General features: G+C 67.3%; 25 protein-coding genes. 5 read left to right on the top strand and 20 right to left on the bottom strand.

The window, feature by feature from the left end; genetic code table 11:
• Positions 1-147 precede the first annotated feature (147 nt).
• Positions 148-723, top strand: coding sequence for a hypothetical protein (locus tag LFT49_RS02010; protein WP_237429599.1), 576 nt, complete (start codon positions 148-150; stop codon positions 721-723).
• 128 nt (positions 724-851) lie between these two features.
• On the opposite strand, the gene LFT49_RS02005 is transcribed toward LFT49_RS02010, so the two are convergent.
• From LFT49_RS02005 to lysS, 3 genes are all read right to left on the bottom strand, one after another.
• Positions 852-1,184, bottom strand: a complete 333-nt coding sequence (locus tag LFT49_RS02005) for a histone-like nucleoid-structuring protein Lsr2 (protein ID WP_237429598.1) — start codon at positions 1,182-1,184, stop codon at positions 852-854.
• A gap of 139 nt (positions 1,185-1,323) precedes the next feature.
• On the bottom strand, positions 1,324-1,497 hold the full coding sequence (locus tag LFT49_RS02000; protein WP_237429597.1) for a hypothetical protein: 174 nt from the start codon (positions 1,495-1,497) through the stop codon (positions 1,324-1,326).
• Between the two features lie 2 nt (positions 1,498-1,499).
• On the bottom strand, positions 1,500-3,032 hold the full coding sequence (gene lysS, locus LFT49_RS01995; RefSeq protein WP_237429596.1) for a lysine--tRNA ligase: 1,533 nt from the start codon (positions 3,030-3,032) through the stop codon (positions 1,500-1,502).
• Between the two features lie 74 nt (positions 3,033-3,106).
• Between lysS and LFT49_RS01990 the strand changes: the two genes are divergently transcribed.
• Complete coding sequence (locus LFT49_RS01990) at positions 3,107-4,039, top strand: alpha/beta fold hydrolase (protein ID WP_237429595.1); 933 nt, start codon at positions 3,107-3,109, stop codon at positions 4,037-4,039.
• On the opposite strand, the gene atzF is transcribed toward LFT49_RS01990, so the two are convergent.
• Genes atzF through LFT49_RS01965 form a run of 5 tightly spaced genes read right to left on the bottom strand, consistent with a single transcriptional unit; the run spans position 4,017 to position 12,708 of the window.
• Positions 4,017-5,894 (bottom strand): allophanate hydrolase, encoded by a 1,878-nt coding sequence (gene atzF, locus LFT49_RS01985; RefSeq protein WP_237429594.1) that lies wholly within the window; start codon positions 5,892-5,894, stop codon positions 4,017-4,019. The two genes, LFT49_RS01990 and atzF, sit on opposite strands and share 23 nt — an antisense overlap.
• Complete coding sequence (gene uca / locus LFT49_RS01980) at positions 5,891-9,616, bottom strand: urea carboxylase (protein WP_237429593.1); 3,726 nt, start codon at positions 9,614-9,616, stop codon at positions 5,891-5,893. Before uca ends, atzF begins: the two co-directional genes overlap by 4 nt.
• Entirely contained in the window at positions 9,613-10,290 is a 678-nt protein-coding gene (locus LFT49_RS01975; RefSeq protein WP_237429592.1) for an urea amidolyase associated protein UAAP2, read from the bottom strand. The genes uca and LFT49_RS01975 overlap by 4 nt, the downstream gene beginning before the upstream one ends.
• Positions 10,287-11,162 (bottom strand): urea amidolyase associated protein UAAP1, encoded by an 876-nt coding sequence (locus LFT49_RS01970; RefSeq protein ID WP_236800596.1) that lies wholly within the window; start codon positions 11,160-11,162, stop codon positions 10,287-10,289. Before LFT49_RS01970 ends, LFT49_RS01975 begins: the two co-directional genes overlap by 4 nt.
• Positions 11,163-11,205: 43 nt before the next feature.
• Complete coding sequence (locus tag LFT49_RS01965; protein ID WP_237429591.1) at positions 11,206-12,708, bottom strand: amino acid permease; 1,503 nt, start codon at positions 12,706-12,708, stop codon at positions 11,206-11,208.
• A gap of 239 nt (positions 12,709-12,947) precedes the next feature.
• Between LFT49_RS01965 and LFT49_RS01960 the strand changes: the two genes are divergently transcribed.
• Together LFT49_RS01960 and LFT49_RS01955 are read left to right on the top strand one after the other, a co-directional pair.
• Entirely contained in the window at positions 12,948-13,619 is a 672-nt protein-coding gene (locus LFT49_RS01960; protein ID WP_237429590.1) for a TetR/AcrR family transcriptional regulator, read from the top strand.
• Positions 13,620-13,677: 58 nt separating this feature from the next.
• On the top strand, positions 13,678-14,514 hold the full coding sequence (locus tag LFT49_RS01955; RefSeq protein ID WP_237429589.1) for an alpha/beta fold hydrolase: 837 nt from the start codon (positions 13,678-13,680) through the stop codon (positions 14,512-14,514).
• Positions 14,515-14,592: 78 nt separating this feature from the next.
• Here LFT49_RS01955 and LFT49_RS01950 read toward each other — a convergent pair whose 3' ends face one another.
• Positions 14,593-16,107, bottom strand: a complete 1,515-nt coding sequence (locus LFT49_RS01950) for an MDR family MFS transporter (RefSeq protein ID WP_237429588.1) — start codon at positions 16,105-16,107, stop codon at positions 14,593-14,595.
• Between the two features lie 122 nt (positions 16,108-16,229).
• Positions 16,230-16,796, bottom strand: coding sequence for a type 1 glutamine amidotransferase domain-containing protein (locus LFT49_RS01945; protein ID WP_237429587.1), 567 nt, complete (start codon positions 16,794-16,796; stop codon positions 16,230-16,232).
• A 211-nt stretch (positions 16,797-17,007) separates the two neighbouring features.
• On the opposite strand from LFT49_RS01945, the gene LFT49_RS01940 reads away from it, so the two are divergent.
• Positions 17,008-17,355 (top strand): hypothetical protein, encoded by a 348-nt coding sequence (locus LFT49_RS01940; RefSeq protein WP_237429586.1) that lies wholly within the window; start codon positions 17,008-17,010, stop codon positions 17,353-17,355.
• Between the two features lie 7 nt (positions 17,356-17,362).
• On the opposite strand, the gene LFT49_RS01935 is transcribed toward LFT49_RS01940, so the two are convergent.
• The 10 genes from LFT49_RS01935 to ftsH are packed head-to-tail and all read right to left on the bottom strand — an operon-like array spanning position 17,363 to position 26,462.
• A complete protein-coding gene (locus tag LFT49_RS01935; protein ID WP_237429585.1) occupies positions 17,363-18,283 on the bottom strand; it encodes a 4-phosphopantoate--beta-alanine ligase in 921 nt (306 codons plus the stop codon).
• A complete protein-coding gene (locus LFT49_RS01930) occupies positions 18,284-19,177 on the bottom strand; it encodes a Rossmann-like and DUF2520 domain-containing protein (RefSeq protein WP_237429584.1) in 894 nt (297 codons plus the stop codon).
• A complete protein-coding gene (locus tag LFT49_RS01925) occupies positions 19,170-20,819 on the bottom strand; it encodes a PH domain-containing protein (RefSeq protein WP_373462173.1) in 1,650 nt (549 codons plus the stop codon). Before LFT49_RS01925 ends, LFT49_RS01930 begins: the two co-directional genes overlap by 8 nt.
• Positions 20,816-21,328 (bottom strand): PH domain-containing protein, encoded by a 513-nt coding sequence (locus tag LFT49_RS01920; protein ID WP_237429583.1) that lies wholly within the window; start codon positions 21,326-21,328, stop codon positions 20,816-20,818. Before LFT49_RS01920 ends, LFT49_RS01925 begins: the two co-directional genes overlap by 4 nt.
• A complete protein-coding gene (locus LFT49_RS01915; protein WP_237429582.1) occupies positions 21,309-21,854 on the bottom strand; it encodes a DUF3180 domain-containing protein in 546 nt (181 codons plus the stop codon). The genes LFT49_RS01920 and LFT49_RS01915 overlap by 20 nt, the downstream gene beginning before the upstream one ends.
• On the bottom strand, positions 21,851-22,396 hold the full coding sequence (gene folK / locus LFT49_RS01910; protein WP_237429581.1) for a 2-amino-4-hydroxy-6-hydroxymethyldihydropteridine diphosphokinase: 546 nt from the start codon (positions 22,394-22,396) through the stop codon (positions 21,851-21,853). The genes LFT49_RS01915 and folK overlap by 4 nt, the downstream gene beginning before the upstream one ends.
• On the bottom strand, positions 22,393-22,785 hold the full coding sequence (gene folB, locus LFT49_RS01905) for a dihydroneopterin aldolase (RefSeq protein ID WP_237429580.1): 393 nt from the start codon (positions 22,783-22,785) through the stop codon (positions 22,393-22,395). The genes folK and folB overlap by 4 nt, the downstream gene beginning before the upstream one ends.
• A 13-nt stretch (positions 22,786-22,798) precedes the next feature.
• Complete coding sequence (gene folP / locus LFT49_RS01900; RefSeq protein WP_237429579.1) at positions 22,799-23,737, bottom strand: dihydropteroate synthase; 939 nt, start codon at positions 23,735-23,737, stop codon at positions 22,799-22,801.
• A gap of 10 nt (positions 23,738-23,747) precedes the next feature.
• Positions 23,748-24,392, bottom strand: a complete 645-nt coding sequence (gene folE / locus LFT49_RS01895) for a GTP cyclohydrolase I FolE (RefSeq protein WP_236821038.1) — start codon at positions 24,390-24,392, stop codon at positions 23,748-23,750.
• 9 nt (positions 24,393-24,401) lie between these two features.
• Positions 24,402-26,462: an ATP-dependent zinc metalloprotease FtsH gene (gene ftsH, locus LFT49_RS01890; protein WP_237429578.1), complete on the bottom strand. Its 2,061-nt coding sequence runs from the start codon at positions 26,460-26,462 to the stop codon at positions 24,402-24,404.
• Between the last annotated feature and the right edge of the window lie 180 nt (positions 26,463-26,642).

Raw genomic sequence — 26,642 nt, 5'->3', positions numbered from 1 at the left:
TCCTGCCTTGGTCTCCGGGCAATGGGAAAGACCGCCAAAATGCCCTTGTCCGTGGCCCTGCGGTGGCCCATCCTTGGCCTTACTGGCGGGCAGGGAGCGGCATCCGTAGGAACGTGCCAGCCGGGAAAATGGCGGGAGGCGGGGAATATGTCGAAGGTGGACCTGGAACGCGTGAAGCGGCCGGCCCGTGTTGCGCTTATTGCCGGAGCAGTGTGGCTGGTGGGCATCAGCCCGGTGCCGGGGGTATACCTCGAGCCTGACGCCGCCCAACGGCTCGACATGCTCCGAAAGGGGCGGCGGTGGTGGGTGGCGGGACAACACGTCGCTGCGGCAGGAACCGCCGCCATGCCCGCGGCGTTCGCCCGACTGGCCCTTGCCCTCCCGGAGGGGCGGAGCCGGTCACTCGCCGGCACGGCCGCCGTCGCGCTTGCTGCAGGCGCCCCGTTGTTCGTGTCCGAACTCGCGATGCGCGCAACGGACCTGGAGCGTTTCGCGGCCCGCCGCTTCCCGGCTTGGCCATTCCTTACCTACGCATGGCTGCACGTGCTCGCGCTTGGATCCCTGTCCGGAGCCCTGGCGGGCCTGCACCGGGAGAAAGAAGCGGCAGCCCTGGCCCTGGCCGCCGTCGGTTGCGGAGCAGCGCTGGCGAAAACCGGCGATATTCCGCCCTTCGTGTTCTACCTTGCCGAACAGTTCGCTGCCGGCAGCCTCTTGCGGAGGTAATCGCACGGCCCTCAAACTGCTGCAGCCCTGCAGGGATAATTGCTCCTCCGCCGCGGAATTCGTGGTGCACCAAAAAGCCCTGCCGCCCAATATGGGAAGCAGGGCTCTTTAGTCGAGCTATCGCCGTCCTACGAATTTGCCTTTTGGTAGGCTTCCTGGATTTCGGCCTGAATTCGGCCGCGGCTGTTAACCGTGTAGCCGTTTTCCCGTGCCCATTGGCGGATTTGTGCTGAATCGTGGCTGCGGCCCGCGGTGGACGCCTTGGGGGCCCGCTGACTGCGGCCTCCGGACGCCTTGCGCGCAGCGTTGATGAACCTCTCCAATGAAGACCGAAGCTCAGCGGCATTGGCTGCCGACAGGTCAATCTCGTAGCTGACCCCGTCGAGGCCAAACTTAACATTCTCGTCTGCGGATCCCCCATCCAGATCATCAACAAGGATGATGTTTACTTTCTGTGCCATTAAGGTCTTCCTCTTGCTGGAAAGTCGGTTTTCAGAAAAGCAGGATGTTTCCCAAAAAAAGTATGACTCTTATCTTGGCAACGCGTCAAAGCGCCTAATGGTTCCTTGGGGATAAAGCCTGGGAATAGGGGGCTTTTACCTATTTGGCTTCGGGGCCCTGCTGCTCGGAGGGTGCCGGAAGGGAATCGGCTTCGGCCTGGGCGCGGGCTTCCGCCTGCCGCTCGGCCTTGTCAGCGTTAAAGATTGCCTTCATGGCGAACCAGAACAGCAGGCCCACCACCAGGGAGGGAAGAAGTACTGCTACGTATTCCATGGTCAGTGCCCTTCGGGCTTGAGCAGGGGGAACAGGATGGTTTCGCGGATACCGGCCCCGGTGAAGAGCATCACCAGCCGGTCGATGCCCAAGCCGATACCGCCCATGGGGGGAGCACCGTATTCGAGGGCGCGCAGGAAGTCTTCGTCAAGCTGCATGGCTTCGACGTCGCCGGCGGCCGCGTGCATGGACTGCTCGGTGAGCCGCTCGCGCTGGATGACGGGGTCGATCAGCTCGGAGAAGGCGGTGCCGCGCTCCATGCCGCCGATGATCAGGTCCCAGGCCTCGATCAGCCGGCCGTCCTCGCGGTGCGGGCGGGCCAGCGGCTGGGCGGAGGGCGGGTAGTCGTAGACGAAGGTGGGGTTCAGCAAGGTGGGCTCCACGATTTCACCGAAGAGTTCCACCACCAGCTTCTCGGCGTCCCACTTGGGGTCCACCTTGACCTCGTGCTTGGCTGCAAGCTCCCGAAGCACATCAACCGGGGTGTCCGGGGTGATTTCCTGCCCAACGGCGTCGGAAAGTCCGGGGTAGACAGGCAGCCAGGCCCAGTCGCCGTCGAGGTTGATCTCCCCCGCCTCGGTCTGCAGGACGCGGCCGGCACCCACGGCGTCGGCGGCGTCGAGGATGATCTCCTTGATCCGCTGCGCCATGACGAACTGGTCCGCCCAGGCCTCGTAGCACTCGAGGGTGGTGAACTCGGGGCTGTGGGTGGAGTCAACGCCCTCGTTGCGGAATACGCGGCCCATGTCATAGACGCGGTCGATGCCGCCCACCACTGCACGCTTGAGGTACAGCTCGGTGGCGATGCGGAGGGTCATCTTCTGGTCGAAGGCGTTCATGTGGGTCTCGAACGGCCGCGCCAGTGCCCCGCCATGGACCAGCTGCAGGATGGGCGTTTCCACCTCCACGTAGCGGTGGCGGAACAGCGTTTCGCGGATGGAGCGCGTAATGGCGGCACGCGTGTAGACCATTTCACGGGCCTCGTCGCGGACCATCAGGTCGACGTAGCGCTGGCGGACGCGGGTTTCCTCGTTGAGTTCCGCGTGGAGCACGGGCAGGGGGCGCAGGGCTTTGGAGGCCATTGACCAGGACTCCGCCATGATGGACAGTTCGCCGCGGCGGGAGGAGATGACCTCACCCTTAATGAACACGTGGTCGCCGAGGTCAACCAGGGCCTTCCAGTCGGCGAGCGCTTCCTCGCCGATGTTGGCCAGGCTCAGCATCGCCTGCAGGCGGGTTCCCTTGCCGTCGGTGCCGCCTTCCTGCAAGGTGGCAAAGCAGAGCTTGCCGGTGTTGCGGACGAAGACTACGCGGCCCGTGACGCCCACGATGTCACCGGTCGTGTCGTCCGCCTCGAGGTGGGCGTACTTTTCCCGGATCTCGGCAAGCGAGTGCGTGCGTTCCACTCCCACGGGGTACGCCTCCGTGCCGCGCTCAAGAAGTTTGGCGCGCTTTTCCATGCGGATCCGCATCTGCTCGCTGGCATCGACGGGCTCTGGGGCATTCTTGGGCGCGGGGGTGTTTTGGGAAGTCACAATTATCAAGTTTACCGGGCATTGGCCACCCCGGTTCCCAGCTGCCGCGCAGGCTTGCTGCCTAGGATGGGCTGGTGAAAGAACGGGTCCTTCCAACGCACGACGGCGGCAAGCTGGCTTTGTACAGCTACGGCGCCGAGGACGCGCCGGGCGAAAAGCGTGTGCTGCTGATTGGCGGCGCATTCCTCACGGCCCTGATCTACCGCCCATTCTCGATTGCGCTGGCGAAGGGCCTGGGCGACGGCTGGGCGGTTGACGTCTATGACCGCCGCGGCCGGGGCAACTCGTCCGAACAGCCGCCTGGCTACAGCATGGCCACCGAGATCGAGGATGTCCGGACCGTCCTCGCCGCCACCGGCGCACGGAACGTCCTGGGCCATAGCCTGGGCGGATCGGTGGCGCTGAACGCGGTCCAGGAGTTCACGGGCACCCCGTTGGTCCCGGACAAGCTGGCCGTGTACGACGCTGCCGTGAACATTGACGGCAGCATCGACACCCGCTGGCTGGACGGGTTCGAGGACGCCGTCAACAATGGCAGGGTGGGACTCGCCCTGGCCCACATGAAGAAGGCCACCAGCCCGGGCTCAGCGATGGCCAGGATCCCGGAGCCGGTCCTGGCCGGCCTGATGGCGGTCCTGTCCCGGACCAAGGTGAACACAATCTTCCGCCAGGTGATGCCCAGCGGCGTGGGTGAGCTGCGCGCGGCCTACGACGAGAAGGATCACGCCCGGGACTTCAGCGTGCTGCCGCCGGGCACCCACTTCATAGCCGGCGGGAAGAGTCCCAGTTATTACAGGGAGACTGCCGAACGGCTCCACGCGGCCGTACCGGGCAGCACCTACCAGCTCTCCCCCAAGTGCTTCCACGGGTCTGTCCCTGCAGCGGTCAAGGAACTGGTGGAGGCCATCGCAGCGTATTTCAAGGACGAACGTCCGGACGGGGAGGCCCGCCCGGACGATGATTCCCGCCCGGACCAGGCCGGCGTTATCCCCGTTCCCCGCGGCTGAACCCCGCAAGGGCAGCTTCCCCCAGGTTCCGCCACACCGTACGCGGCTTCGGTTCCACGCTCCGGTCCGCCAACCAATCGCCCCAGGCAGTGATGTCCTCCCCGCCCGCAGCGGCGACGGCATCACAGGCGAACCCGACGGCGGCGGACCCATCCGACAGCTGCACGGACCCCAGCAGCATCGGCTCGGGAAGGCCCGCCAGGAACGTCCCCAAAGCTGCCGGGGACACCAGCCACCGCTCCCCCACCAACTCGGCGCCGTCGTCGGACCGGTAGACGCCGGGTTTGGCCGGCACGGTGTCCAGCGCCACCATCCGGTAGCGCGCCGCCGTCCGGACCGGGCCGTCCCAGAACGCCCCGAGCTCCTCCAGTTGCGGCGCGAGTGGCTGGCCCTTGCGGTGGGCCCCCACCACAACCAGCGGCACGGCCTGGGCACCTGCGGCCAACGGCCAGGGAGCGGACGACGACGGCCTGCCGCCTTCCGGGCCGGCCCCGCCTACGGCGCCGGGAACCGTAGCTCCGGGGGCAGCTGCTCCCTCAGCAAAGAGCGCAGGCGGCGCGGGAGTGGTTTCGATCCGGCGCGCGATGTCGGCAGCCACGGCGTCATCGAAAGTGCGGCCCACTACCGTGAGTCCAAACTGGGCGCCGTCCACCTCCCCGGCGGGAACGGCCACTGCGCACATATCGAACAGGTTGCAGAAATTGGTGTAGGTGCCCATCAACGAGTTCACGCCCACGGGGTCGGCAGCTACTTCTGCCAGCGTGGGATGGAACGGCGCGGTGGGAACCAGCAACGCGTCGAAGCCTTCCAGCCGGGCCATGGCCCTGGCCTTGAGTTCCTCCAGCCGCCCGGTATCAGCGACGTACCGGTGGGCAGGCACTTCGCCGGCCGCGCGGACGATGCCCCGAACTGTCGGATCGATTCCCACTTGGCCGTCCGTGCCGCCGTCGTGGTTCTCCAGGAAGCTGCCCACCGCGGCGTACCGTTCGGCCACCAGACCACCGTCGTACAGCAGCCGGGCAGCCTGGAGAAAGTCGTCGAATTCAACCGGTTCGGCGGCCACCCCAGAGGACCGCAGCCGGTCAACCTGCCGGTCAAACTCCGCGGCCCATTCCGGCGGCAGCGCAGGCAGCGCCGCGGGGTATGCAACCCGCGGCCGGGACGGCGCGGCGAGCCGGATGTCCGCCGGCCAGGCCCGTGAATTGCCGGCCATGATGCCCATGGCCAGTTCGGCGGTGGACAGGTGCCGGGCAAAGATGGTGACGGCGTCCCAGGACCGGCAGGCCGGCACCACCCCGGCTGTGGAGACCACGTTGAGGGTGGCCTTGATCCCGACAATGCCCTGCAGCCCGGCCGGGACGCGGCCCGATCCCGCCGTGTCCGTGCCGATCGCGATGTCCGCCAGCCCCAGCGCCACCGCAACAGCGGAGCCCGAGCTGGAGCCGCCGGAAATGTAGCCGGGGCGGCGGGAATCCCGGACCGCACCGTAGGGACTCCGCGTGCCCACCAGCCCGGTGGCGAACTGGTCCAGGTTGGTGGCACCCAGGACCAGGGCACCGGCTGCGCGGAGCCGGGCCACGGCTTCGGCGTCCTTCTCCGGCGTGTAGGCGAAGCCCGGGCAGGCGGCCGTGGTGGGGATGCCTGCCACGTCAACGTTGTTCTTGACGGCGAGCAGGAGTCCAGCCAGGGGGAGGTCCGCGCCGCTGGCTACAGCCGCATCGATTCCGGCTGCTTCGGCCAGGAGGTTCTCGGCGGCGCGCAGCGTGATCCAGATTTCTGGCCGGTCCACCGTTTCAATCGCCGCGAGTGCTGCCTTGACGCGGCGGGTGGCGCTGCCGGTGGTTGTGGTGCTCATACTGCCGCCTCCTCCAGGTCCTGTGCCCCGAGGTCCAGGACTTCATCAACGGGTTCCAGGTCGCTGCCGCCCAGGACCACCACCGCCTCGCCGGACACCACCTGAGATCCGGCGGCCGGCAGGACACGAAGCACGATTCCGTCAGAGGGTGCCTCCAGGACGGTTTCCATCTTCATGGCCTCCAGCGACACCAGCGGCTGGCCCTTGACCACGCGGTCGCCTTCCGCCACGTCCACCTTCCAGACGCTGGCGGCAAAGGGGGCGGAGACGAGTGCGCCGCCCTCGGGCACCTCCACGTCGTCGGCCACAGGGGAAACGACGGCGGCGAGCGCCTCCGCCCGGTCGAACTCGCCGGCGTCGGCCCAGGCCTGCCGTTCCACTGCGAAAGCGGCGCCCTGCTTTTCCCGGAACGCGTCGATGGACGCACGGTTTTCGGACAGGAATGCCTCGTGGTCGGCGAGGGAGAAGGTGCCGTCCTCGATCTCCACGCCACGGCCGCGCCCGGCGGCCATGTCGGCCCTTAGGTCCAGCAGTTCCTCCGGGCTGACGGGGTACCAGGAGATCCGGTCGAAGAAGCGCAGCAGCCAGGGCGATCCCGGCTCGAACGGGGCCGAGTCCGCGTAGCGGGACCAGACCTGCGTGGTACGGCCCACGAACTGGTAGCCGCCGGGGCCTTCCATGCCGTAGATGCACATGTAGGCTCCGCCGATTCCCACGGCGTTTTCCGGCGTCCAGGTGCGGGCCGGGTTGTATTTGGTGGTGACCAGGCGGTGCCGCGGATCCAGCGGGGTGGCCACTGGGGCTCCCAGGTAGACGTCGCCCAGGCCCAGCACCAGGTACTCGGCGTTGAAGACTGTGTCGAAGACGTCGTTGACGGAGTCCAGGCCGTTGATCCGGCGGATAAACTCGATGTTCCACGGGCACCAGGGGGCGTCGTCGCGGACGCCTGCCATGTAGCGCTCGATGGCCTCCCGGGTGGCGGGATCATCCCAGGACAGCGGGAGCCGGACGGTGCGGCTGGGAACCACCAGTTCGGAACTGGCGGGCAGCGCGGCCTCGATTTCCTGGACCAGGTCCAGCAGCCGCGTGGTGGACAGGACGGACGGGTCCACCTTGATCTGCAGTGACCGGATGCCCGGGGTGAGGTCCACGATGCCGGGGACGCGGAGCGCCTCGATCTGCTGGTGCAGGGCGTGCACGCGTGCGCGCAGGCCAAGGTCCAGCACCATCTCGCCGTATTCGACCAGCAGGTTGTCATCGCCGGAGCGGCGGTAGGTAACGCCGGGACGGCCGGAACCTTCGGAAACCCGGCCCAGCACGCCGTCGTCGCCATCGCCCCGGAACGAACGTGCGGGGGCGGCCATGGACGGATCCGACGTCCAGTCCGCGTCGCCCGGGAGCACCAGCTGGCGTCCGGGTCCCAGGTCCTTGGCCGACGGCGCCTGGCTGGCTTTGATGGGCACGAACCGGACCTTGTCCCCCGGGCGGAGCTGGCCCAGCTTCCAACGCTCGGCGGTGACCACGGTGGCCGGGCAGACGAAGCCGCCGAGGCTGGGGCCGTCCGGGCCGAGCAGGATGGGCGTGTCGCCGGTGAAGTCCAGGGCGCCCACGGAGTAGGCGGTGTCGTGGATGTTGGACGGGTGCAGGCCTGCCTCGCCGCCGTCGGTCCGGGCCCAGCGGGGTTTGGGTCCGATGAGCCGGACTCCGGTGCGGGCGGAATTGAAGTGGACCTCGTATTCCGCGGCGTAGAGCTCTTCGATGTCTTCCCTCCGGAAGAACTCGGGGGCGCCGTGCGGGCCCTCAGCAACGGCCAGTTCCCAGGTGGCGGTGAGCGCGGGGCGGCTGTCGAGCGGCACTGCAGCGGCGGGAATTTGTTCGACGCCGGATTTCACCGTGCGGAGCACGTCACCGGCGCGAAGGACGCGTCCGGCGTGGCCGCCGAACTGCCCCAGGGTGAAGGTGGAGGCGCTGCCCAGGTACTGCGGAATGTCCAGGCCGCCCTGGAACAGGATGTAGCCGCGCAGGCCCGTTCCGGCGGCCGTGCCGGCGTCGAGGGTTCCTCCGGCGGGGACCGTGACGGGCGTCCAGGCGGGCACCTCCGTTCCGTCCACTGTCACCACCACTTCCGCGCCGGTGACGCACACGGTGGTCTGATGCGTGAAGGTCAGGCTGGGACCGGTCATGGTGAACTCCAGGCCGGGAGCGCCTTCCTGGTTGCCGAGGGCGGTGTTGCCAAGCCGGAAGGAGAGATCGTCCATGGGGCCGCTCGGCGGGACACCGATCTGCCACAGCCCGGTGCGGCCGGGCCAGTCCTGCACGCTGGTCTGCAGGCCGGGGCGGCCCACGGTGATGCGCGGTTCAGGATCCCCCACGTTGTCCAGGGTGCTGGTGGAGTGCAGGACGCTGCGGACCACGTCCATCCCGCTCACGGCCCGAAGCATGCCAAGGTTGGTCTCGATGCCGTCGATGCGGGTGTTGTCCAGGGCGGACGCGAGCCGGTCAAAGGCGTCCGCACGGCTTTCGCCGGCGGTGATGATCTTGCCCAGGAGGGGGTCGTAGTTGGTGGCAACCTCGGTGCCGGTTTCCACCCAGGCGTCCACGCGGGCTTCATCCGCTGCAGGGTAGACTGCGTTGGTGACGGTTCCCGCGCTGGGCTGGAAACCGCGGGCCGGGTCTTCGGCGTAGAGGCGGGCTTCCACGGCGTGGCCGGAAACCGGCAGTGCGTCCGGAACGTTTTCCAGCACTGATTGTGCTTCGCTCCCGCCCTGCGCCAGGCAGAGCATCCATTCCACCAGGTCCACGCCGGTGACGGCTTCGGTGACGGGGTGTTCCACCTGGAGCCGGGCGTTGACTTCCAGGAAGGAGGCTTCCTTGCGGGCGGCGTCGTAGACGAACTCGACCGTGCCGGCGGAGCGGTAGTTCAGCGAGGCGCAGAGAGCCCGGGAACTGCGGTGCAGTTCTTCCCGCAGCTTCGCCGGGAGGTCCGGAGCCGGGGCTTCCTCAAGGACTTTCTGGTGGCGGCGCTGCAGCGAGCAGTCCCGGTCGCCGAGGCTCACAACCCGGCCTTCGCCGTCGCCAAAGACCTGGACCTCCACGTGCCGGGCGTTCTCGACGTACCGTTCGGCGAAAACGCCCGCGGTGCCGAAGCTTGCGCTGGCCAGCCGGGCAACGCGGGGGAAGCTTTCGGCGAGTTCGGCCTCGGAACGGCAGACGGTCATGCCGATGCCGCCGCCACCTCCGGTGGCCTTAAGCATCAGCGGGAAGCCGATCTCCTTGCCGGCCGCCACGGCGGCGTCCACGTCCGCAAGCAGTCCGGAGCCTGCGATCATGGGCACCCCGGCCGCCCGGGCGGCGTCGCGCGCTGTGTGCTTGGTGCCGAAGATGCGCAGCTGCTCCGGGGTGGGACCCACGAACACGAGCCCGGCCGCTTCCACGGCCTCGGCGAAGGCTGCATCCTCTGACAGGAAGCCGTAGCCGGGGTGGATGGCGCCCGCGCCGGTTGCCTTGGCCGCGGCCAGGAGCGCGTCCACCCGCAGGTAGGACTCCTTGGCAGGGGCTGGTCCCAGCAGCACGGCTTCGTCGGCGAGCCGGACGTGCTTGGCGCCGCGGTCCGCCTCCGAGAACACGGCAACGGTCCGCAGGCCCAGCTTCCTGGCTGACTCGATGATGCGGCAGGCGATCTCGCCGCGGTTGGCGACCAGCAGGGTATCGAATGTGGTCATCGTGCTGCCTCCGGCCGGGTGACGATCATGCGGACGGGGGTGGGGTTGAAGCCGTTGCAGGGGTTGTTGATCTGCGGGCAGTTGGAGACGAGCACCAGGGTGTCCACCTCCGCACGGAGTGCCACGCGCTTGCCCGGGGCGGACAGGCCGTCCACAATGCCCAGGGCGCCGTCCGGATCCACCGGGACGTTCATGAACCAGTTGATGTTGGACACCAGGTCCCGTTTGCCCAGGCCCCAGCGGGAGCCCTCGATCAGGAAGTTCTCCACGCAGGCGTGCTGTTCGCGGGTGTGCTGGCCGTAGCGGAGCGTGTTGGATTCCTGCGAGCAGGCGCCGCCGACGGTGTCGTGCACGCCCACTTCGTCTGCCACCACGGTCATGAGGGGTGCGCCGGTGTCGGCCCGGAGGACTGAGCCGGTGGTGAGGACGATCGACTGCTGGGCGGCGATGGTTGCCGGAGCGGAGTAACGCACAGTGGTGTCGGCTGCTGAGTACAGCAGGCAGTCCACCGCCTGGTTGCCTTCCAGGTCCACGATGGTCAGGACGTCGCCGGCTGCCACTACCGCTGACCAGGGGCCGCGGGCCTCGACGAATTCGTCCAGGATCACGGTGCCTGCGGCGAGCGCGGTTTCGGCGGCGTCCGGGATGGGCTTGGTGTCAGTGGCGGTGTTCATCGGGCATTCCTTGCGGTGAGGTCGTGTTCGGTGTTGCGGAGGGCCTGCCGGTGTTCGGGCGCCAGCGGGCCGGTGAGCGAGCCGGCTTCCAGCTCCTCGAGGTCCTGCGGTGCGTGCCAGGCAAGGATGTCGATGGCGGTCCCGGCGAAGTCCGGGCGGGGGTCCAGCGGGTGGGCGGTGTTGGCCAGCACCAGCACAGCGTCCATCTGGAGCAGGAGTTCGACGGCGGCACCCGGCCCGGCACTTCCGGTGAAGGTGATGCTGCCGGCGGGGTCCACGGTGATGCCCTTGAAGAAGGAGAGCGACGGCGCCACATCCCTGGTGCCGAGGCCGTTCTTGAGTGCGCCCAGGGTGAGCAGTTCGCGCGCTGCCGGGGAGGAGCTGTGGGCGGCTCCGGCGCCGTACTTGGCTGTGTTTCCTGCCAGCGTGGTGGCGCCGGTGAGGGTGTCGTGGCGCGATGAGGAGTCCGCGACGATGGTGGCCATCAGACGGCCGGCGTCGGACAGCAGCGGGTGGCCCGTGCCGGGGTAGGCCTGCCAGGGAACCTTGACGGTGTCCGCGATGTTCAGCCGTTCGTGCAGGCTGCCCGCGCGGTACAGAAGGGCGTGCACACACGCGTCGCCGGCAGTGTCGGTGAGGCGGATCCGGGTGCCGCGGGCCAGGACCATGGTGGTGTAGCGGCCAAAGGCGAGGGATTCGGCCCAGGTGGGGATCACGCCGTCGGGCATTCCGGCCAAAAGGCGGGCCGGGGCGGACGCTGCCGGCACGTGGCGCATGCTCTCGGCTGTCTTGCCGTGCTGCTCGCGGGCGTGGGCGCGGGCGCCGGCCGTCGTGGCCGTGCCGGTTACTGGTGTTTCGAGGGTCTGTGTCATGTCAGTCCTGTAGTTGCTGGAATTTTCGGAAGATCTGCGCGTGTCAGGCTTTGGCGGCCAGGTTCCGCTGCCGGACCCAAACGCCCAGGAGCAGGACGGCCGTGACCATCAGTGGTGCGGACCAGAGGAGGAGCCCGTTTTCGCCGGAGGGGTCGTAGACCTCAGGCCGGGGCCAGGCGAGGTTGACCACCATGACGCCGCCGTAAAGGACTGCCAGGATGTTGACCGGAAGGCCCCACCGGCCCAGGGAGAACAGGCCCGCCGGCATGGTCTGTCCCACCCGGTCCCAGTCGCCGCGCAGGCGGTTGACCAACTGCGGGACGGTGACCAGGAGGTAGGCCAGGTAGACCATCACGATGCAGACGCTGCAGAGCGTGGTGAACAGGGCCGCGTTGCCCACGTTGATGGCCAGCACGGCAACTGCCAGGGCGCCGATCACGATGGAGGGCCACATGGGCGTGCCGCGGGTGGGGTGGACGGAGGAGAGCAGGGCCGACGCCGGGAGCTTGCCATCGCGGGCCATGGAGAAGACCAGCCGGGACCCGGCGGTCTGGATGGCCAGGGTGCAGACAAAGATGGCGATGGCCACGTCCACCAGCAGGACCTTGCCCCAGAAGGTGCCCAGGACCGCGGTGAGGACGTAGGGCAGGCCTTCGGTGGCCAGGCGGCCGTCATCGAGGCTGGGTGCGGCCATCAGGGCGGTGATGATCATCAGTGCGCCGCCGATCCCGGAGATGAGCAGGGCGGAGAGGATGGTCCGCGGGGCGGTCCGGCGCGGGTCCTTGGTTTCCTCGGACAGCTCGCCGGCGGAGTTGAAGCCCACCATGACGTAGGCGGCCATCAGCCCGGAGACCAGGAAGGCTCCCACCGCGCCGAGGTCTGATCCCTGCAGCACGGTGGTGTCCGCCACGACATCCGGTCCGCGCTGCGCGGCGCTGACCAGGGCCAGGATCACGGCCACGACGCCCACGATCTCGCAGGTGACGCCCACCGAGTTCACGTGCGCCATGAGCTTCACGCCCAGGGAGTTGATGATGGTGGTGGCCACCAGGAGTACGGCGCCCAGGACCACAGCGTTGCTGGCGCCGGTCACCGTGTTGAGCGCCGGGTCGCCGCCCACCACCTGGAAGCCGTCCCAGAGCTGGGGAAGGACCACCTGCAGGGCGATGGCGGCGGCAGCGGCGGTGACCACCTGCGCGATGGCCATGAACCAGCCCGCGAACCAGCCGACGCCCTCTCCCCCGACGCGGCGTGCCCACTGGTACACGGCGCCGGAGAGGGGGTAGCGGGCGGCAAGCTCGGCGAAGTTCAGCGCCACGAGCAGTTGGCCCACCAAGACAACAGGCCAGGTCCAGAAGAACGCGGGCCCGGCGAAGGAGTAACCGAACGCGAAGAGCTGGAAGATGGTGGTGAGGATCGAAACGAAAGAGAAGCCAGCGGCAAAGGAAGCGTAGCGGCCGAGCTTTCGGTGGAGGGTGGGCTGGTAGCCAAGGGACGTCAGGTCTGCATCGTCCTGGTGGACGGTGGGGAGAACGGTTGAGGTCATCGGGAATCTCCGGGCTGGAAAGGGATTGGGGGGCAAAGCCTCCCGGCACTGCAGCGCTCGGCCGAAGGCTGCTGATTACCGGTCAATTGATAGTTTTCCAGCGGGATGTCCCCAAACAGTTTCACCTCTGTAAAAGGCGGATAGACATCTTGTTTCGCGCAGATTTCCGTCCCCTCACCATTCCTGCCGGCCGTTTTCGGGCTGCCCACTGGTCCATCCGCCAGTGCAACAATGGGGCCGTGACTTCAGCCGGACCGGGACGCCCCCGCCACCAGCAGCCCTCGCGGCCAGGGGCTACCGCCCGCGACGAGATCCTCGACGCCGCGGCGGAGCTTTTTACCACGCAGGGCTTCGCCAGCACCTCCACCCGGTCCATCGCGGACGCCGTGGGAATCCGGCAGTCATCCCTCTACCACCACTTCAAAACCAAGGACGACATCCTCGAGGACCTCCTGGAGGGGACGGTGTCAGGGGGCCTGGAGTTCGCGCGCGCAGTTGCCGCGTTGCCCGCCGACCGTCTTGAGACGGAAAGCCCGGCTGGAAGCCGGCTTCACGCCGTCGCGCTTTACGACGGCACCCAGCTGTGCAGCGCCCGGTGGAATCTTGGCGTCCTGTACCACCTGCCCGAGGTGCGCACCACGCGCTTCGCCCGGTTCCTCAGCCACCGCCAGGAGCTCCGGCGGCTGTACGGGGAGCTGGGCGGCGGGCTGTCAGCAACCGTGACCGGCCCGGACGGCGGCGACTTCACGTTCCGCCTGGTCGAATCCCTGATCTATCTGCGGGCTGATGGTGCCGTGACGGCGGAATCTGCAATGCAGGCGGCGGACGCGGGATTGATCCTCTGCGGCCTCGGGGACCAACTGCCGGCCATCCGCGCGGCGAGCCAGGCCCTCATTCAGCAGCTGGCCTGAGCCGGAGACGCCCGCGTCCGTGATGCCCCCACCCGGCTTGCTCGGCTAGGCTCGGAGCATGACGCGAGAGAACATCAGGACCCCCGACGGCGGCACTGTGGAGCTCTTCTCCACTGGCGCGGAACTGGCTTCGGCCGGTTCGGGTGTGGTGGTGGTGCCGCCCTCCATGGTGACGGCCGCTGACTACACCAGGTTCGCCCAAAAACTGAGCGCGGCCCTGGGCCGGCCCGTGCACACGTTCAACCGTCGAGGCCGCGGCTCGTCGTCGCCTCAGCCTGAGGACTACACGCTGGACGTGGACATCCGGGACCTCGACACCGTCATGAAGCACACCTCCAGCACGGACGTCTTTGGGCACAGCTTCGGCGGGGCCGTTGCCCTGCATGCGGCGCGGACCCTCCCCGTGGAACGGCTCGCAGTCTACGACCCCGCGGTGTCGGTGAACGGCAGCGTCAGCGCGGACTGGATTGCTGAGTATGAGCGGGCCATTGCCGCCGGTGACGATGACCGCGCCCTCGCCGTGATCCAGCGCGGCCTGGAAGCCGGCGGATCCTTCTCATCGCGCATGCCGCTGTCCATGCTGACCCTGGCCAACAAGCTGACCGCCGGCACCACGGAAGGCAAGCAGCAGCGCGAACTCATGCGCACCGGCGTCCGTGAGATCAAGGCCATCATCGCCGCGGACATGCCTGCCGAGCCGTTCCTGGACCTGCCGCTGGAGACGCTGATCGTGGTGGGCGAAAAGAGCCCGGCCTACTTCGGCATCGCCTGCGGCCAGATCCACGACGTACTGTCCGGCTCCAGCTACACCATCCTGCCCGGCTTCGGCCATGACGGCGCCATCAAGGCCCCGGACAAGCTCATCAAGGAACTGAGCGACTTCTACGCCGGCTGACCCATGTAGCTCGCAGTAGTTGTCGTTTTGGACGCTCAAAACGACAACTACTGCGAGCTAGTTGGGCTGATGCCAGGGTTAGTGCGCTGCGCCGTGGCCCGGACCGGCACCTTCGGTCTTGCGCATCATGGCGGAAAGCACGACGGCGGCAAAGGCTATGACGGTTGCCGTCATGAACGCGGCGCTCATCCCGGCGACGAGTCCGGACGCCGCACTCACCACCGCGAAGATCGACACCAGCAAGGCCGTGCCGGCGGCACCGGCCACCTGCTGCGTGGTGCTCATGATCGCAGACCCGTGGGAGTAGAGGTGCGGCGGCAGCGGGTTCAGTCCCGTGGTGAAAGCGGGGGTGAACAGCAGTGCCAGGCCAAAACTCAGCCCCACGTGCAGGGTGACGATCCACCAAACGGCCGTGCCGGCGTCGAGCATTGAAAACTGCCAGAGGGTGACGACCATCAGGATGGATCCGGTGACCGTGAGGGGCAGCGGACCCACCTTGTCGAACGCACGGCCGATGACCGGGCCCAGCAGGCCCATGGCCAGGCCGCCGGGAAGCAGGACAAGGCCGGTTTCGAGCGAGCCCAGGCCGCGGACCTGCTGGAGGTAGAGCGGCAGCAGGATGACGCCGCCGAAGAGGGCCATCATGGCCACCACCATCAGCAGGACCGAGACGGTGAACATGCGGAAGTTGAAGGCGCGAAGGTCCAGCAGCGGCGCGGCAGCCTTCTGCAGCCGGACCTGGCGCAGCACGAATACCGTGAGCGCAGCGACTCCGATGACCAGGGCCGCGATGGCACCGGCGCCCGGACCAGCCTGGCCGCCATGGCCGCCGCCGATTTGGCTGAGCCCGTACACCAGGCCGCCAAAGGCCGGGACGGTGAGGATGACGGACAGCGCGTCGAGCCGCCCCTTTTCAGTCTCGCCCACGTTGGTGAGGTACTTGGCACCAATGGCCAGCGCGGCGAGGGCTACGGGCAGGACGAAGACGAACATGAAGCGCCAGGTGAAGTGCTCCAGGATCAGGCCGGAGACGGTGGGACCCATGGCCGGTGCCACCGAAATGGCGATGCTCACGTTGCCCATGACGGCACCGCGCTTGGCCAGCGGGACCAGGGTAAGGATGGTGGTCATCAGCAGGGGCAGCATGATGGCGGTGCCGCCCGCCTGGACGATGCGGGCCAGCAGCAGGATCTCGAACCCGGGGGCCACCGCGGCAAGCGCTGTTCCGCTGGCGAACAAGCCCATGGCCAGCAGGAAGACGGCCCGCGTGGAGAGCCGCTGGAGGATGAAGCCGGTAGTGGGGATGACCACGGCCATAGTGAGCATGAAGCCGGTGGAGAGCCACTGGACGGTGGGCGCATCCACGCGCAGGTCCACCATGAGCCGTTGCAGGGCGACGTTCATGATGGTCTCGTTAAGGATCACCACGAACGTCGCCACCAGCAGCGTGCTGATGATAGTCACCGATTCCCGGGACATCTTCTCCGGCGCAGCGGGCTGGGCTCCTTGGCGGACTCCACCGCGGAAATCGTCGCGGTTTCCTTCGCCCTGGACGGGCTGGCCGCCGGCGTTCGGAGAGACTTCGGTAGACATGGGTGTTCCCTCAGGGCTGTTTTATGAGTGATGCGCGGTGGACGCCGCTGCAGGTTCCAACACTCTACCCGCTGGAGTAATTCCTCCATACGGGTTTAAAAACCCTGAGGGAACTTTAGGGGTTAGGCAGTCTGGCCTGCGTGCTGCCCTTCGGAGATCTCCTCCACTAGCTTGTTGTTGAAGGCCGGGAGGTCGTCCGGGTTGCGGCTGGTCACCAGGCCCTGGTCCACCACCACTTCCTCATCAGTCCAGTTGGCGCCTGCGTTCTTCAGGTCCGTTTCCAGGGTGAAGTAGGACGTGACGTTGCGGCCCTTGACCACGCCGGCCTCGATCAACAGCCAGGGACCGTGGCAGATTGATGCCACCGGCTTGTGCTGCTCGAAGAAGCTGCGGGTGAAGTTCTGCGCATCCTTGTCGACACGCAGGTGGTCCGCGTTGACGACGCCGCCCGGAAGTACCAGGGCGTCGAAGTCGGAGGCGTTTGCGTCGGCGACCGTGAGGTCCACGTCGAAGGTATCGCCCTTGTCCGTGCCGTTGTAGCCCTGCAGCTTGCCGCTCTTGGGAGCGATCAGGGTGGGCTCGCCGCCGGCATCCTTCACTGCCTGCCAGGGGCTGGTGAGCTCTACCTGCTCCACGCCGTCAGTCAGCAGGAATGCCACTTTCTTGCCTGCGATGCTGTGCTCTGCCATTGTTCCTCCTCGACTGAGGCGGCCTGCGGCCTTGAGGCGCGCAGGAACCGCCCTAGAGTTGATTGCCTGACATGTCCAGCCTAAGAAAGCTGAAAGTAATAAGCAAGCTGACTATTCGCTGTCTTCCCGATATAGTCTTGTCCTACGTGCAGTGCATTCGAACGTCGCACGGGTCTATGTGGCCCCTGCGCCTTGATGCAAGGAGGCCGCCATGACAGCAGAGCAGCTCGCCCCGGTACCCCCTGACCCGGAGCCATGGCTTCCCAGTGACACTCCTGCCGAAATACGCCAGTTTGCCATCGAGTCCCTCCGGTGGCAGGCCCAGGAGATTATCGATGAACTGCTCTCCAGCACCGATCCCTCCGAAGAACTGTCAAGGGCACGGCTCCGCCGCTCCGTAGCGCGCAATCCCGGCCGGCCGGAGAAGGCACTCCTGGAACAGCTCATGGCAAGTGAGGACGGGCTGGGCCTCCAGGCCCACGGCCCGCATCCACAAACTCCCGCGCCCCCGCAAGGCCTGCCGACCCTGCACACTTCAACAGATTGGATCGGAAGCTAACCCGGCGTCAGGAGCTCAGCGGGACGTTGTCGATCAGCCGCACCGGACCCACCTTGGCTGCAATGAGCGCCAGGGCCTCGCCACGGAAAGGGGTCTCTCGGCAGTTCTCCGCCAGGGGTTCAAGGGTTCGCGGGTCCACCACGTCGAAGTAGTCGAGTTCCACCAGGGGCTGGGACTCCACCATCGCCAGGGCAGAATCAAGATCCAATGGCTCGTGCGCGTTCGCCCGCTCTTCCAGCAGCCGCAGCGCCCTGGACAGGACCAGCGCGGCGTCCCGCTCCTCGTCGGACAGGAAGCGGTTCCGGCTGGACAAGGCCAGCCCGTCGTCAGCACGGACCGTGGGAACGCCCACAATCTCCACCGGGAAGTTCAGGTCTGCGGCCATACGCCGGACCAGGGCCAACTGCTGGGCGTCCTTTTGGCCAAAGTAGGCCCGGTAGGCCGGGACGCTGCCGGACGGTCCCGCAGATCCTGCCGGAAGGCCAGCCGCCGGCATCCCATAGTGCAGCAGTTTGGCAACAACAGTCAGGGCGCCGTCGAAGTGGCCGGGCCGGGAGGCGCCTTCCCACTTCTCCCCCAGGCGCCCGGACGTAACCCGCACCAAAGGCTCCCCGCCGGGGTAGACCTCCTCCACGGAGGGGGCGAAGGCGAGGTCCACGCCCTGCTCCTCCAGGAGCGCAAGGTCCGCCTCAAGCGTCCGCGGGTAGCGGCCCAGGTCCACAGCGTCGCCGAACTGCAGGGGATTCACGAAGATGCTCGCCACCACCACGTCATTATTTTCGACGGCGGCGCGGGCCAGGGCGGCATGTCCTTCGTGGAGTGCGCCCATGGTGGGCACCAGCCCCTGCGAGGTCCCCTGCTTCGCCGCGAGGAGACGTGCGCTTTCGGCGTGCAGGCCGGCCACGGTGGTGACGAGTTTAATGGACATTCAGTCCTCCTTCGGATCGAGGGCCTCGTGCAGCCCCTTCAGCTGGTCAGGTTTCAGCAGTCCGCGCCCTTCGGCGCGGAGGGCTGTGGCGCGTGCCATCGCAAGGTAGGCCTCCAGCACGTCGCCGTGCCCGCCGGCGTCGAACTCCCGCAACGCCTCGGCGTGCGCGCTGACCGTTCCCACGTCCCCACGTGCCACGGGACCGGTCAGCGCAGACTCCCCCGAGGCCAGTGCGTTCTCCAGGGTGGCCCGCAGCAGCGGCCCCAGCATGCGTTCGGGCGATTCGACGCCAACCTCGCGCAGCAGCTGTGACGCCTGCGCCACCAAGGTAACCAGGTGGTTGGACCCGTGGGCCAGGGCTGCATGGTAGAGCGTCCGGTCCGCCTCGGCGATAGCCACGGGTTCGGCCCCCATCTCCACCACAAGCGCCTGGGCGATGGGCAACATGGGCGCATCGGCCGTCACCCCGAAGGTGCAGTCGAGCAGCCGGGTGAGGTCCAGGCTCATGCCGGTGAAGGTCATGGCCGGGTGCAGCGCCAGTGGAACGGCCCCGGCGGCGCGGACGGGATGGAGCACGCCCACGCCGAAGCGCCCGGAGGTATGTGCGACCAACTGGCCCGGCTGCCACGCGCCGAGCTTTGCCAACCCTTCCACCAACCCGGGCAGTGCGTCGTCCGGCACCGCCAGCAGCACCAGTTCCGCGCGCTCCACGACGTCCTGCACTTCCAGGATGGGCACGCCGGGCAGCAGGGTCTCGGCCCGCTCCCGGCTGGCTTCGGACACCGCTGACACCCCGACGACGGCGTGCTCGGCTGCGCGCAGGGCGGCGCCTAGTACCGCCCCTACCTTGCCGGCGCCGATGATTCCGACGCCGAGGCGTCCGGGCTTAGCCATGCTGCTGGCCTTCCTGTTGGTAATGGGTGCGGGGCGCTGGGGCAGCCCCGGGCTCAACGGCCGGCGTGGATTCCGGAGCTGATTCAACTGCCGGAACAACCTGCCGCAACCATTGTTCGGTGGTTTGCCGCTTCCGTGCCAGCCGGGCGCGCGCGGACTGCTCGTCGAAGAGTTGCCGGGCCTCGTCAAGCCCCGCCTGGGTCAGCCGCGGGGCCACCGGACCGGCAGTGGTGTGCAGCACCAGGTCCGCCACGCGGAAGCGGCGCGCCAGGGGCCCCTGTTGAAGCGCCATCGACTGCGTCCGCTGGTGCGGCACGACAACAAGTTCCCGCCACCAGCGGCCGGAGCGGATCAACAGGGCAGTGTCCGTGGCCGCAAAGCCGTTCCGCCGCCACGCAAGTGGTGCCAGCAGCCACGCCCGCCGCGGCGTGGTGACAAAGCCGCCGTCGGTATCGAAACCACCCAGCCCGGCAGAAAACACCGCCTCAGGATGGTTGGTTCCGGGGTCGGGCAGGACCAGCGAGAGCATGGCAAGGACATCGGCGAATTTACCTACCGGCAACAGGATGGTCCTGGTATTGCCTTCGACGGCGTTGCCCGACGTCCCGTAGCCCGCCACGTTCACCTGCATCCGGTACCAGCCGAACGGGCGCCACAGCGGAGGCTGGGCAACCTTCACTGCCTGGATCCGGCCCGGCGGCAGGGTCTGCGCCTGCGTGTCCAGCAGCCCGTACCGTAGCCGGATACCGTCCGGGGAAATGGCGGCAGTGAAGTTGTACCCCTTGTTGAAAAAATTCCAGTAACTGGCTGCAAGGCCAAGGGCAGCCGGCACCAGGTAGAAGTAGAAGGCCCGGTTGTCCGTCAGCGCGGACAGGACCACCGAAGCGGCGCCTCCCACCACGATGAAGAAGCTTTGCTCACTCAGCAGCAACGATCCGACAAGGCGCGACGGCGGCACGGCAAGTACCGTAAACTCCGGCGCCTCGGACGCGTGCTGGGTGGGATGTTGCCGGCCAACCGCGCCTGCTGAACCGGTGCCCGACGGGCCGCCGGAACCGCTCACGTACCCAGTGCTTGAGCCGGCGCCGGCAACAGCACCGGAAGCGTGCGCCAGGATGGTGGCCCGCAGTTGGCGGGCGTCAGCAATCTTCAGGTAAGCCAGCCGCACAGCTGATTCGCCGGCGTCTGCCACCTCGAACTTGAGTTCGGCCAGGCCGAAGATGCGGGCCAGGAGGGGCTGCACGATGTCGATCGCCTGCACGCGGTCCAGCCGCGCCTGCCGGTGCTGGCGAAAGAGGAGTCCGCTGTTGACGCGGACATAGCCGGCGGACACCTGGTATTTGGTGAAGTACCAAGTCAGGACGAATCCCAGCACCGCCACGGCCAGCACCACGGCACCGCCTCCCAGGAGCCACGGCGCGCGGCGGGAAAACCCTTCCTCGAAAACTGGCTGGCCCTGCAGAGACCGCTCAAACAGGTCCCTGCCAAAGAAGAAGGCGATGGCAGCCAGGGCCACCCAGCCGCGGATGAAAGGTGAGGCGGGATGGACACGCAGCCACTCGCCGTCGGCCACTATGGTTTCCGGGCCGGCCGCCGCAGGAGGCACGACTGGCCGTCCGGGCAGCTGGCCGTCAGCCGTCACAGCCCTGCCAGCCTGGCTTCGCCGCGGGCGGCCAGCTGTTCCCGGAGCCGCGCACCCTCCGCAGCCGACAGGCCGGGGAGGCGGGCGTTGGTGCCGGGCGATGCTGTGTGGAGCTTCACGGTACACAGTCCCAGGCCGCGCTCCACGGGCCCCACCGCGATGTCCACGTATTGCATGCGCCCGTACGGAACGGCCATGGTGCGCTGGAAGAAGATGCCGCTCCTGACCAGCAGGTCGTCGTCGCGCTCGGCGTAGCCGATGGCCCTGACCTGCCGCGGGATGAGCACCAGCCGCCATACGGCAATCAGCATCATGACGGCCGGAACAGTAATGGCCAGCCACAGTGGAGGCCACCGCCACCAGCCCAGGAGGACAAACACCAGCGGAACGGAAAGGATCAGGACCGCGGCCAGGTTGCCCAGGGCCCATTCCACGAGGCGGACTGTTATGTATTTTGGCGACACCCGCTGCCAGGCGATACCCGGGGGGTCAATCGCCTCGGTATGCATATTCGCCTTCCCCAGCAGCCTCCCCGCGGGCAGGGCGGCCCTTTTTCCCGTCCAGGTTTGGATCGCTGTCCTCGGGCGGAATCTTGCAGAACCGCTCCACGATGAGCCCAACGATGATCATCACCAGGCCGCCGCCGGCCATGGCCAGCGCCAGCCAGGTGATTCCCTGGTCGCTGCGCATGCTCCAGATCCGCAATTGGTCCAGGAAGATGCCGACGTGCCAGCCGAGCAGCACTGTTCCGGCATACGCGCATGCCTGGGCCAGGACCAGGGTCCGGGCGGCCAGGAGGGGGTCCAACTGGGTCTTCTTTACGGTGCTGTTGGGTTTGAGGCTGTTACGCCACCTTAGGATGCGGATGCCAAGGATCAGCGTGATGATGACGATGACGCCCATGGTGGCAAGCGCGGTGGCAGGCAAAACAGGCGTGGCAATGCTGTAGCGGCTGGTCACCACCGTGGCAGACCAGCCTGCGATGGCGAGGATGACGCCGATCAGCAGCAGGCGCAGGGGGTTGATGGGCTTCATCGCTCCTCCACCGCGCCGGCCGTGGGCATCCCGTCGAAATCGCCGAAGCCGTCGAACGGAGCCAGATCGGGAAAATCGTCCGCCTGGGCGGCCAGCGCGCTGATCCTTTCGCCCTCCAGGGTGGCGGCGGGTTCGATCAGCGACCAGGGGTAAAGGACGAACGCACGGGAGGCAGCGCGGGGGTGCGGGAGCGTCAGGGCGGGATCGTCGCTGCGGAGGTCCCCGTAGGTGATGATATCGACGTCGAGCGTCCGCGGTCCCCAATGCACCTCGCGGACGCGGAGGTGCTTGTTTTCGACGGCCTGGCAGTGTTCCAGCAGTTCCTTGGGGGTCAGGCTGGTTTCCAAGGTGATGACCATGTTCAGGAAGTCGGGCTGGCCGGCGGGGCCGCCCACGGCTTTCGTCTGGACGATGGGTGAGACGGCGAGGAGGCGCACCTCCGGCGGATCCACCAGGTCCGCCACGGCCTCAGTCAGAGTCTCGTTCCGTTCACCAAGGTTGCTGCCGAGCGCGAGGACGGCCTTGGTGTAGATGCCGTTCATCTGCCGGCCCCGGCCAGGGCATTGTCCGCGGGGACCCGCGTCCTGTGGACGGTGACGGCCACGTCGCCGAAAGGAACCTCGATGGGGGCCTGGGGTTTGTGGACGGTGATCTCCACGGCCTGAAGCTTGAATTCGGCCAGGAGGCTGTCCGCGATCCGTACCGCCAGTGCCTCGATGAGGTTCAGGGGTTCCCCGGAAATCCACTCGGTTATACGCTGCGCCACCTCGCCGTAGTGCGCCGTGTCCCGGACGTCATCGGACTGCGCCGCGTCGGTGAAGTCCAGGTAGAGCACCGCGTCCACCACGAAGGGCTGGCCCTCCCGGCGTTCGAAATCGAAGACACCGTGATGACCAACTGCGGTCACTCCAGTCAGCGTAATCCTGTCCATGGGTCCCCCGGCCCTACTGCGTTTTGGGTACGGCTGGTGCCGTAGGTACGGCCGCCATGCGCGCGGCCACCTTGACGGCGTCAAGGCTCGAGCCGACGTCGTGGACCCGGACGGCCCAGGCCCCACGGTAGGCGCTGATGGCCGTAATGGCCGCCGTGGCACCGTCCCGCTCCTCGGGAGCGGCGGCCTTTCCTGCCACGGTGAGCAGGGTGCCCAGGAAGCGCTTGCGGGAGGCGCCCACCAAGACCTTGTGGCCCAGGGTGTCCAGCTGGTCAAGGTTTTGCAGCAGTTCCCAGTTCTGGGCATCGTTCTTGGCGAAGCCCAGGCCCGGATCGATAATGATCTGTTCCGCGCTGACTCCGGCGGCATAGAGCTTGTCCCGCACTCCTGCCAGTTCCGCCACCACTTCCCCGGCAACATCGGCGTACTCTGCAAGCGAGTTCATGGTGCGGGCGTCGCCGCGGCGGTGGGTGAGGACGTAGGGCACCTTGGACGCTGCGACGAACTCGGCCATTTCGGGCTCGATGCTCAGTCCGGAGATGTCATTGACGATGGCCGCGCCTGCCTTGACGGCCGCTTCCGCCGTAGAGGCGTGGGTGGTGTCGATGCTGACCAGCGCCCCGGCCTTCACCAGGGCCTCGATCACGGGCAGGACCCGGCGCTGTTCCTCGTCGGGGCTGACGTCGTCTGCCCCCGGGCGGGTGGATTCCCCGCCCACGTCGATGATGTCCGCACCTGCGTAGAACATCCGCAGGCCGGCCGCGATGGCGGTGTCCGCCGTGGCATGCTTTCCGCCGTCGCTGAAGGAATCAGGGGTCACGTTCAGGATGCCCATGACCAAGGTCCGGCCGGTGGGCAGGTCTTCAAAGCGCGCGGCGGGGCGGGGCTTGCGGAGGATGGGCAGCGGGGAGGTTGCGGGCCCCGTTCCGGGGGCTGCAGCGAGTGAATCCATGGGTCTGTGGTTACCTTCCGAGGATGAGGCTCATGGCTTCGGCACGGGTGGCCGGGTCATGAAGCTGCCCGCGGACCGCACTGGTGACGGTCTTCGCTCCGGGCTTGCGGATGCCGCGCATTGACATGCACATGTGCTCGCATTCGACAACGACGATGGCGCCGCGGGGCTTGAGGTAGCGGACCATCGCTTCGACGATCTCTGTGGTGAGCCGCTCCTGCACCTGCGGCCGCCGTGCGTAGATGTCCACCAGCCGGGCCAGCTTGCTCAGCCCGGTGACCCTGCCGTCGTGCGAGGGGATGTAGCCAACGTGGGCCACCCCGTGGAACGGCACCAGGTGGTGCTCGCAGGTGGAGTAGAACGGAATGTCCTTGACCAGGACCAGTTCCTCATGGTCCAGGTCGAAGGTGGTGGACAGGACTTCCGCGGGGTCATGGTGCAGCCCGGCGAACACCTCGGCATACGCCTTCGCCACCCTTTTGGGGGTGTCGAGGAGGCCGCCGCGGTCCGGGTCCTCGCCGATGGCAAGGAGGATTTCGCGGACGGCCGCCTCGATCCGTGGCCGGTCCACCTTGTGGCTCGTCGAATGGTGGGAACCGTCCTGGGCCAGGTATCCGGCGGAGGCGGGAACGTCGTCGTCGTCGAAGGAAGTCACAGGGAAAGCTTAGCCGCGAAGGGTGTCGGGCCCCGAGTCGGTGACTCCGCCCTTGAAGGGTGCATCCTCCGGAACGCCCTGCGGGTGCGGGGGCTGGGCGTCCAGCGGCTCGTCCAGCCGGGCCTTCTTCGCTTCTTCCTGCGCTTCCCGCTCGGCCCGCTCCCGGCGGGTCTCCACCGGCCCTGCCAGGACGGGGCGGGTTTCCTTGGACAGCCACACCTCGCGGAAGTCGCGCTTGCGCACGTCGCGGAAGATGTCGGCAATCTCGGCCTGGTTGAGGGTCTCCCGCTCCAACAGCTCAAGGGCCAGCAGGTCCAGGATGTCGCGGTTCTCGGTAAGGATTTCGTAGGCCTCGTCGTGGGCCTGCTCGATCAGGCGGCGCACTTCCTCATCCACCACGTAGGCGATCTGGTCCGAGTAGTTGCGCTCGTGGCCTGCATCGCGGCCCAGGAAGGGTTCGCCGCCGCCCTGGCCCAGGCGGACAGCACCAACGCGTTCGCTCATGCCATACTCGGTGACCATCTTGCGGGCAGTGCCGGTGGCCTTTTCGATGTCGTTTGAGGCACCGGTGGAGGGATCGTGGAAGACGATCTCCTCGGCCACGCGGCCGCCCATGGCGTAGGCCATTTGGTCCAGGAGCTCGTTGCGGGTCACGGAGTACTTGTCGTTCTCCGGAACCACCATGGTGTAGCCCAGGGCACGGCCGCGGGGAAGGATGGTGATCTTGGTGACCGGAGCCGAGTTCCGCAGGGCAGCCGCCACCAGGGCGTGGCCGCCTTCGTGGTACGCGGTGATCTTGCGCTCGTGCTCCTTCATGACGCGGCTGCGCTTCTGCGGGCCGGCCATGACGCGGTCGATTGCCTCGTCCAGTGCGCGGTCATCGATCAGGTTGGCGTTGGACCGGGCGGTGAGCAGCGCAGCCTCATTCAGGACGTTGGCAAGGTCGGCACCGGTGTAACCGGGAGTCTTCTTGGCCACAGCCTTCAGGTCCACACCGGGCGCCATCGGCTTGCCTTTGGCGTGTACCTGCAGGATCTGGTCACGGCCGATCAGGTCCGGCGCCTCTACCGAGACCTGGCGGTCGAAACGGCCGGGACGCAGCAGCGCGGGGTCCAGGACGTCGGGCCGGTTGGTGGCGGCGATCAGGATCACGTTGGTCTTGACGTCGAAGCCGTCCATCTCCACCAGCAACTGGTTAAGGGTCTGCTCGCGTTCGTCGTTTCCGCCGCCGATGCCGGCGCCGCGGTGGCGGCCTACGGCGTCGATTTCATCCACGAAGATGATGGCCGGGGAGTTGGCCTTGGCCTGCTCGAAAAGGTCGCGGACGCGGGACGCGCCGACGCCGACGAACATTTCCACGAAGTCCGAGCCCGAGATGGAGAAGAAAGGCACGCCTGCTTCACCGGCAACGGCACGGGCCAGCAGGGTCTTACCGGTGCCCGGAGGACCGTAGAGCAGCACGCCCTTGGGGATCTTGGCGCCCACGGCCTGGAACTTGGCCGGTTCCTGCAGGAATTCCTTGATCTCCTGCAGTTCCTCCACAGCCTCGTCCGCACCTGCGACGTCCGCGAAGGTGACCTGCGGCATGTCCTTGCTGACCATCTTGGCCTTGGACTTGCCGAACTGCATGATCTTGGAGCCGCCGCCCTGCATGCGGGTCATCAGGAACCAGAAGAGGGCGCCCAGCAGGATGACGGGGATCAGGAGGGAGAGCAGGCCGGAGAACCAGTTGCTTTCAATCGGCTGGTCGGTGAAGCCCTGGGCGGGCTTGGCGTCGGTGACAGCCTTCACCACGTCCTGGCCGCGGGCATCCACGAAGAAGAACTGGACGCTCTTGCCCTTGTCCTGCCCGTCCAGCTGCAGGTCGTCCTTCAGTGTGAGGTCAACGCGGTTCTCGCCGTCGAAGATCTTGGCCTGCTCCACCTTGTTATTGGCGAGCAATTCCAGGCCCTTGTCCGTATCGATCCGGGCCGCACCGCCGGGGGCGAGCGTTGCAAAAGCCACAAGGAGCAGACCGACCACAACGACGATCCAGATGCCCGGGCCTTTGAAGAAGTTCTTAGCTTTCATCTGTTCGGGGGCTGGCCCCGTCCTTCCGGTAGTGCTTCACGGCGAGTACTCTGCGCACGTGATGGTGCTGCGTCAGCTTCTAGCTATACACCGTCCGGAGTACATCACGCATAGCGAAAAGCAAAAGTTCCCTGTGGGCGTAGCGGGACAGACAGCGCACCGAAGGCGTCGGAAGGGCCT

The organism is Arthrobacter sp. FW306-06-A, from assembly GCF_021870055.1.
In the GTDB taxonomy this organism is placed as follows: Bacteria; Actinomycetota; Actinomycetes; order Actinomycetales; family Micrococcaceae; genus Arthrobacter.
This window is presented reverse-complemented; position numbering and strand designations above follow the sequence as displayed.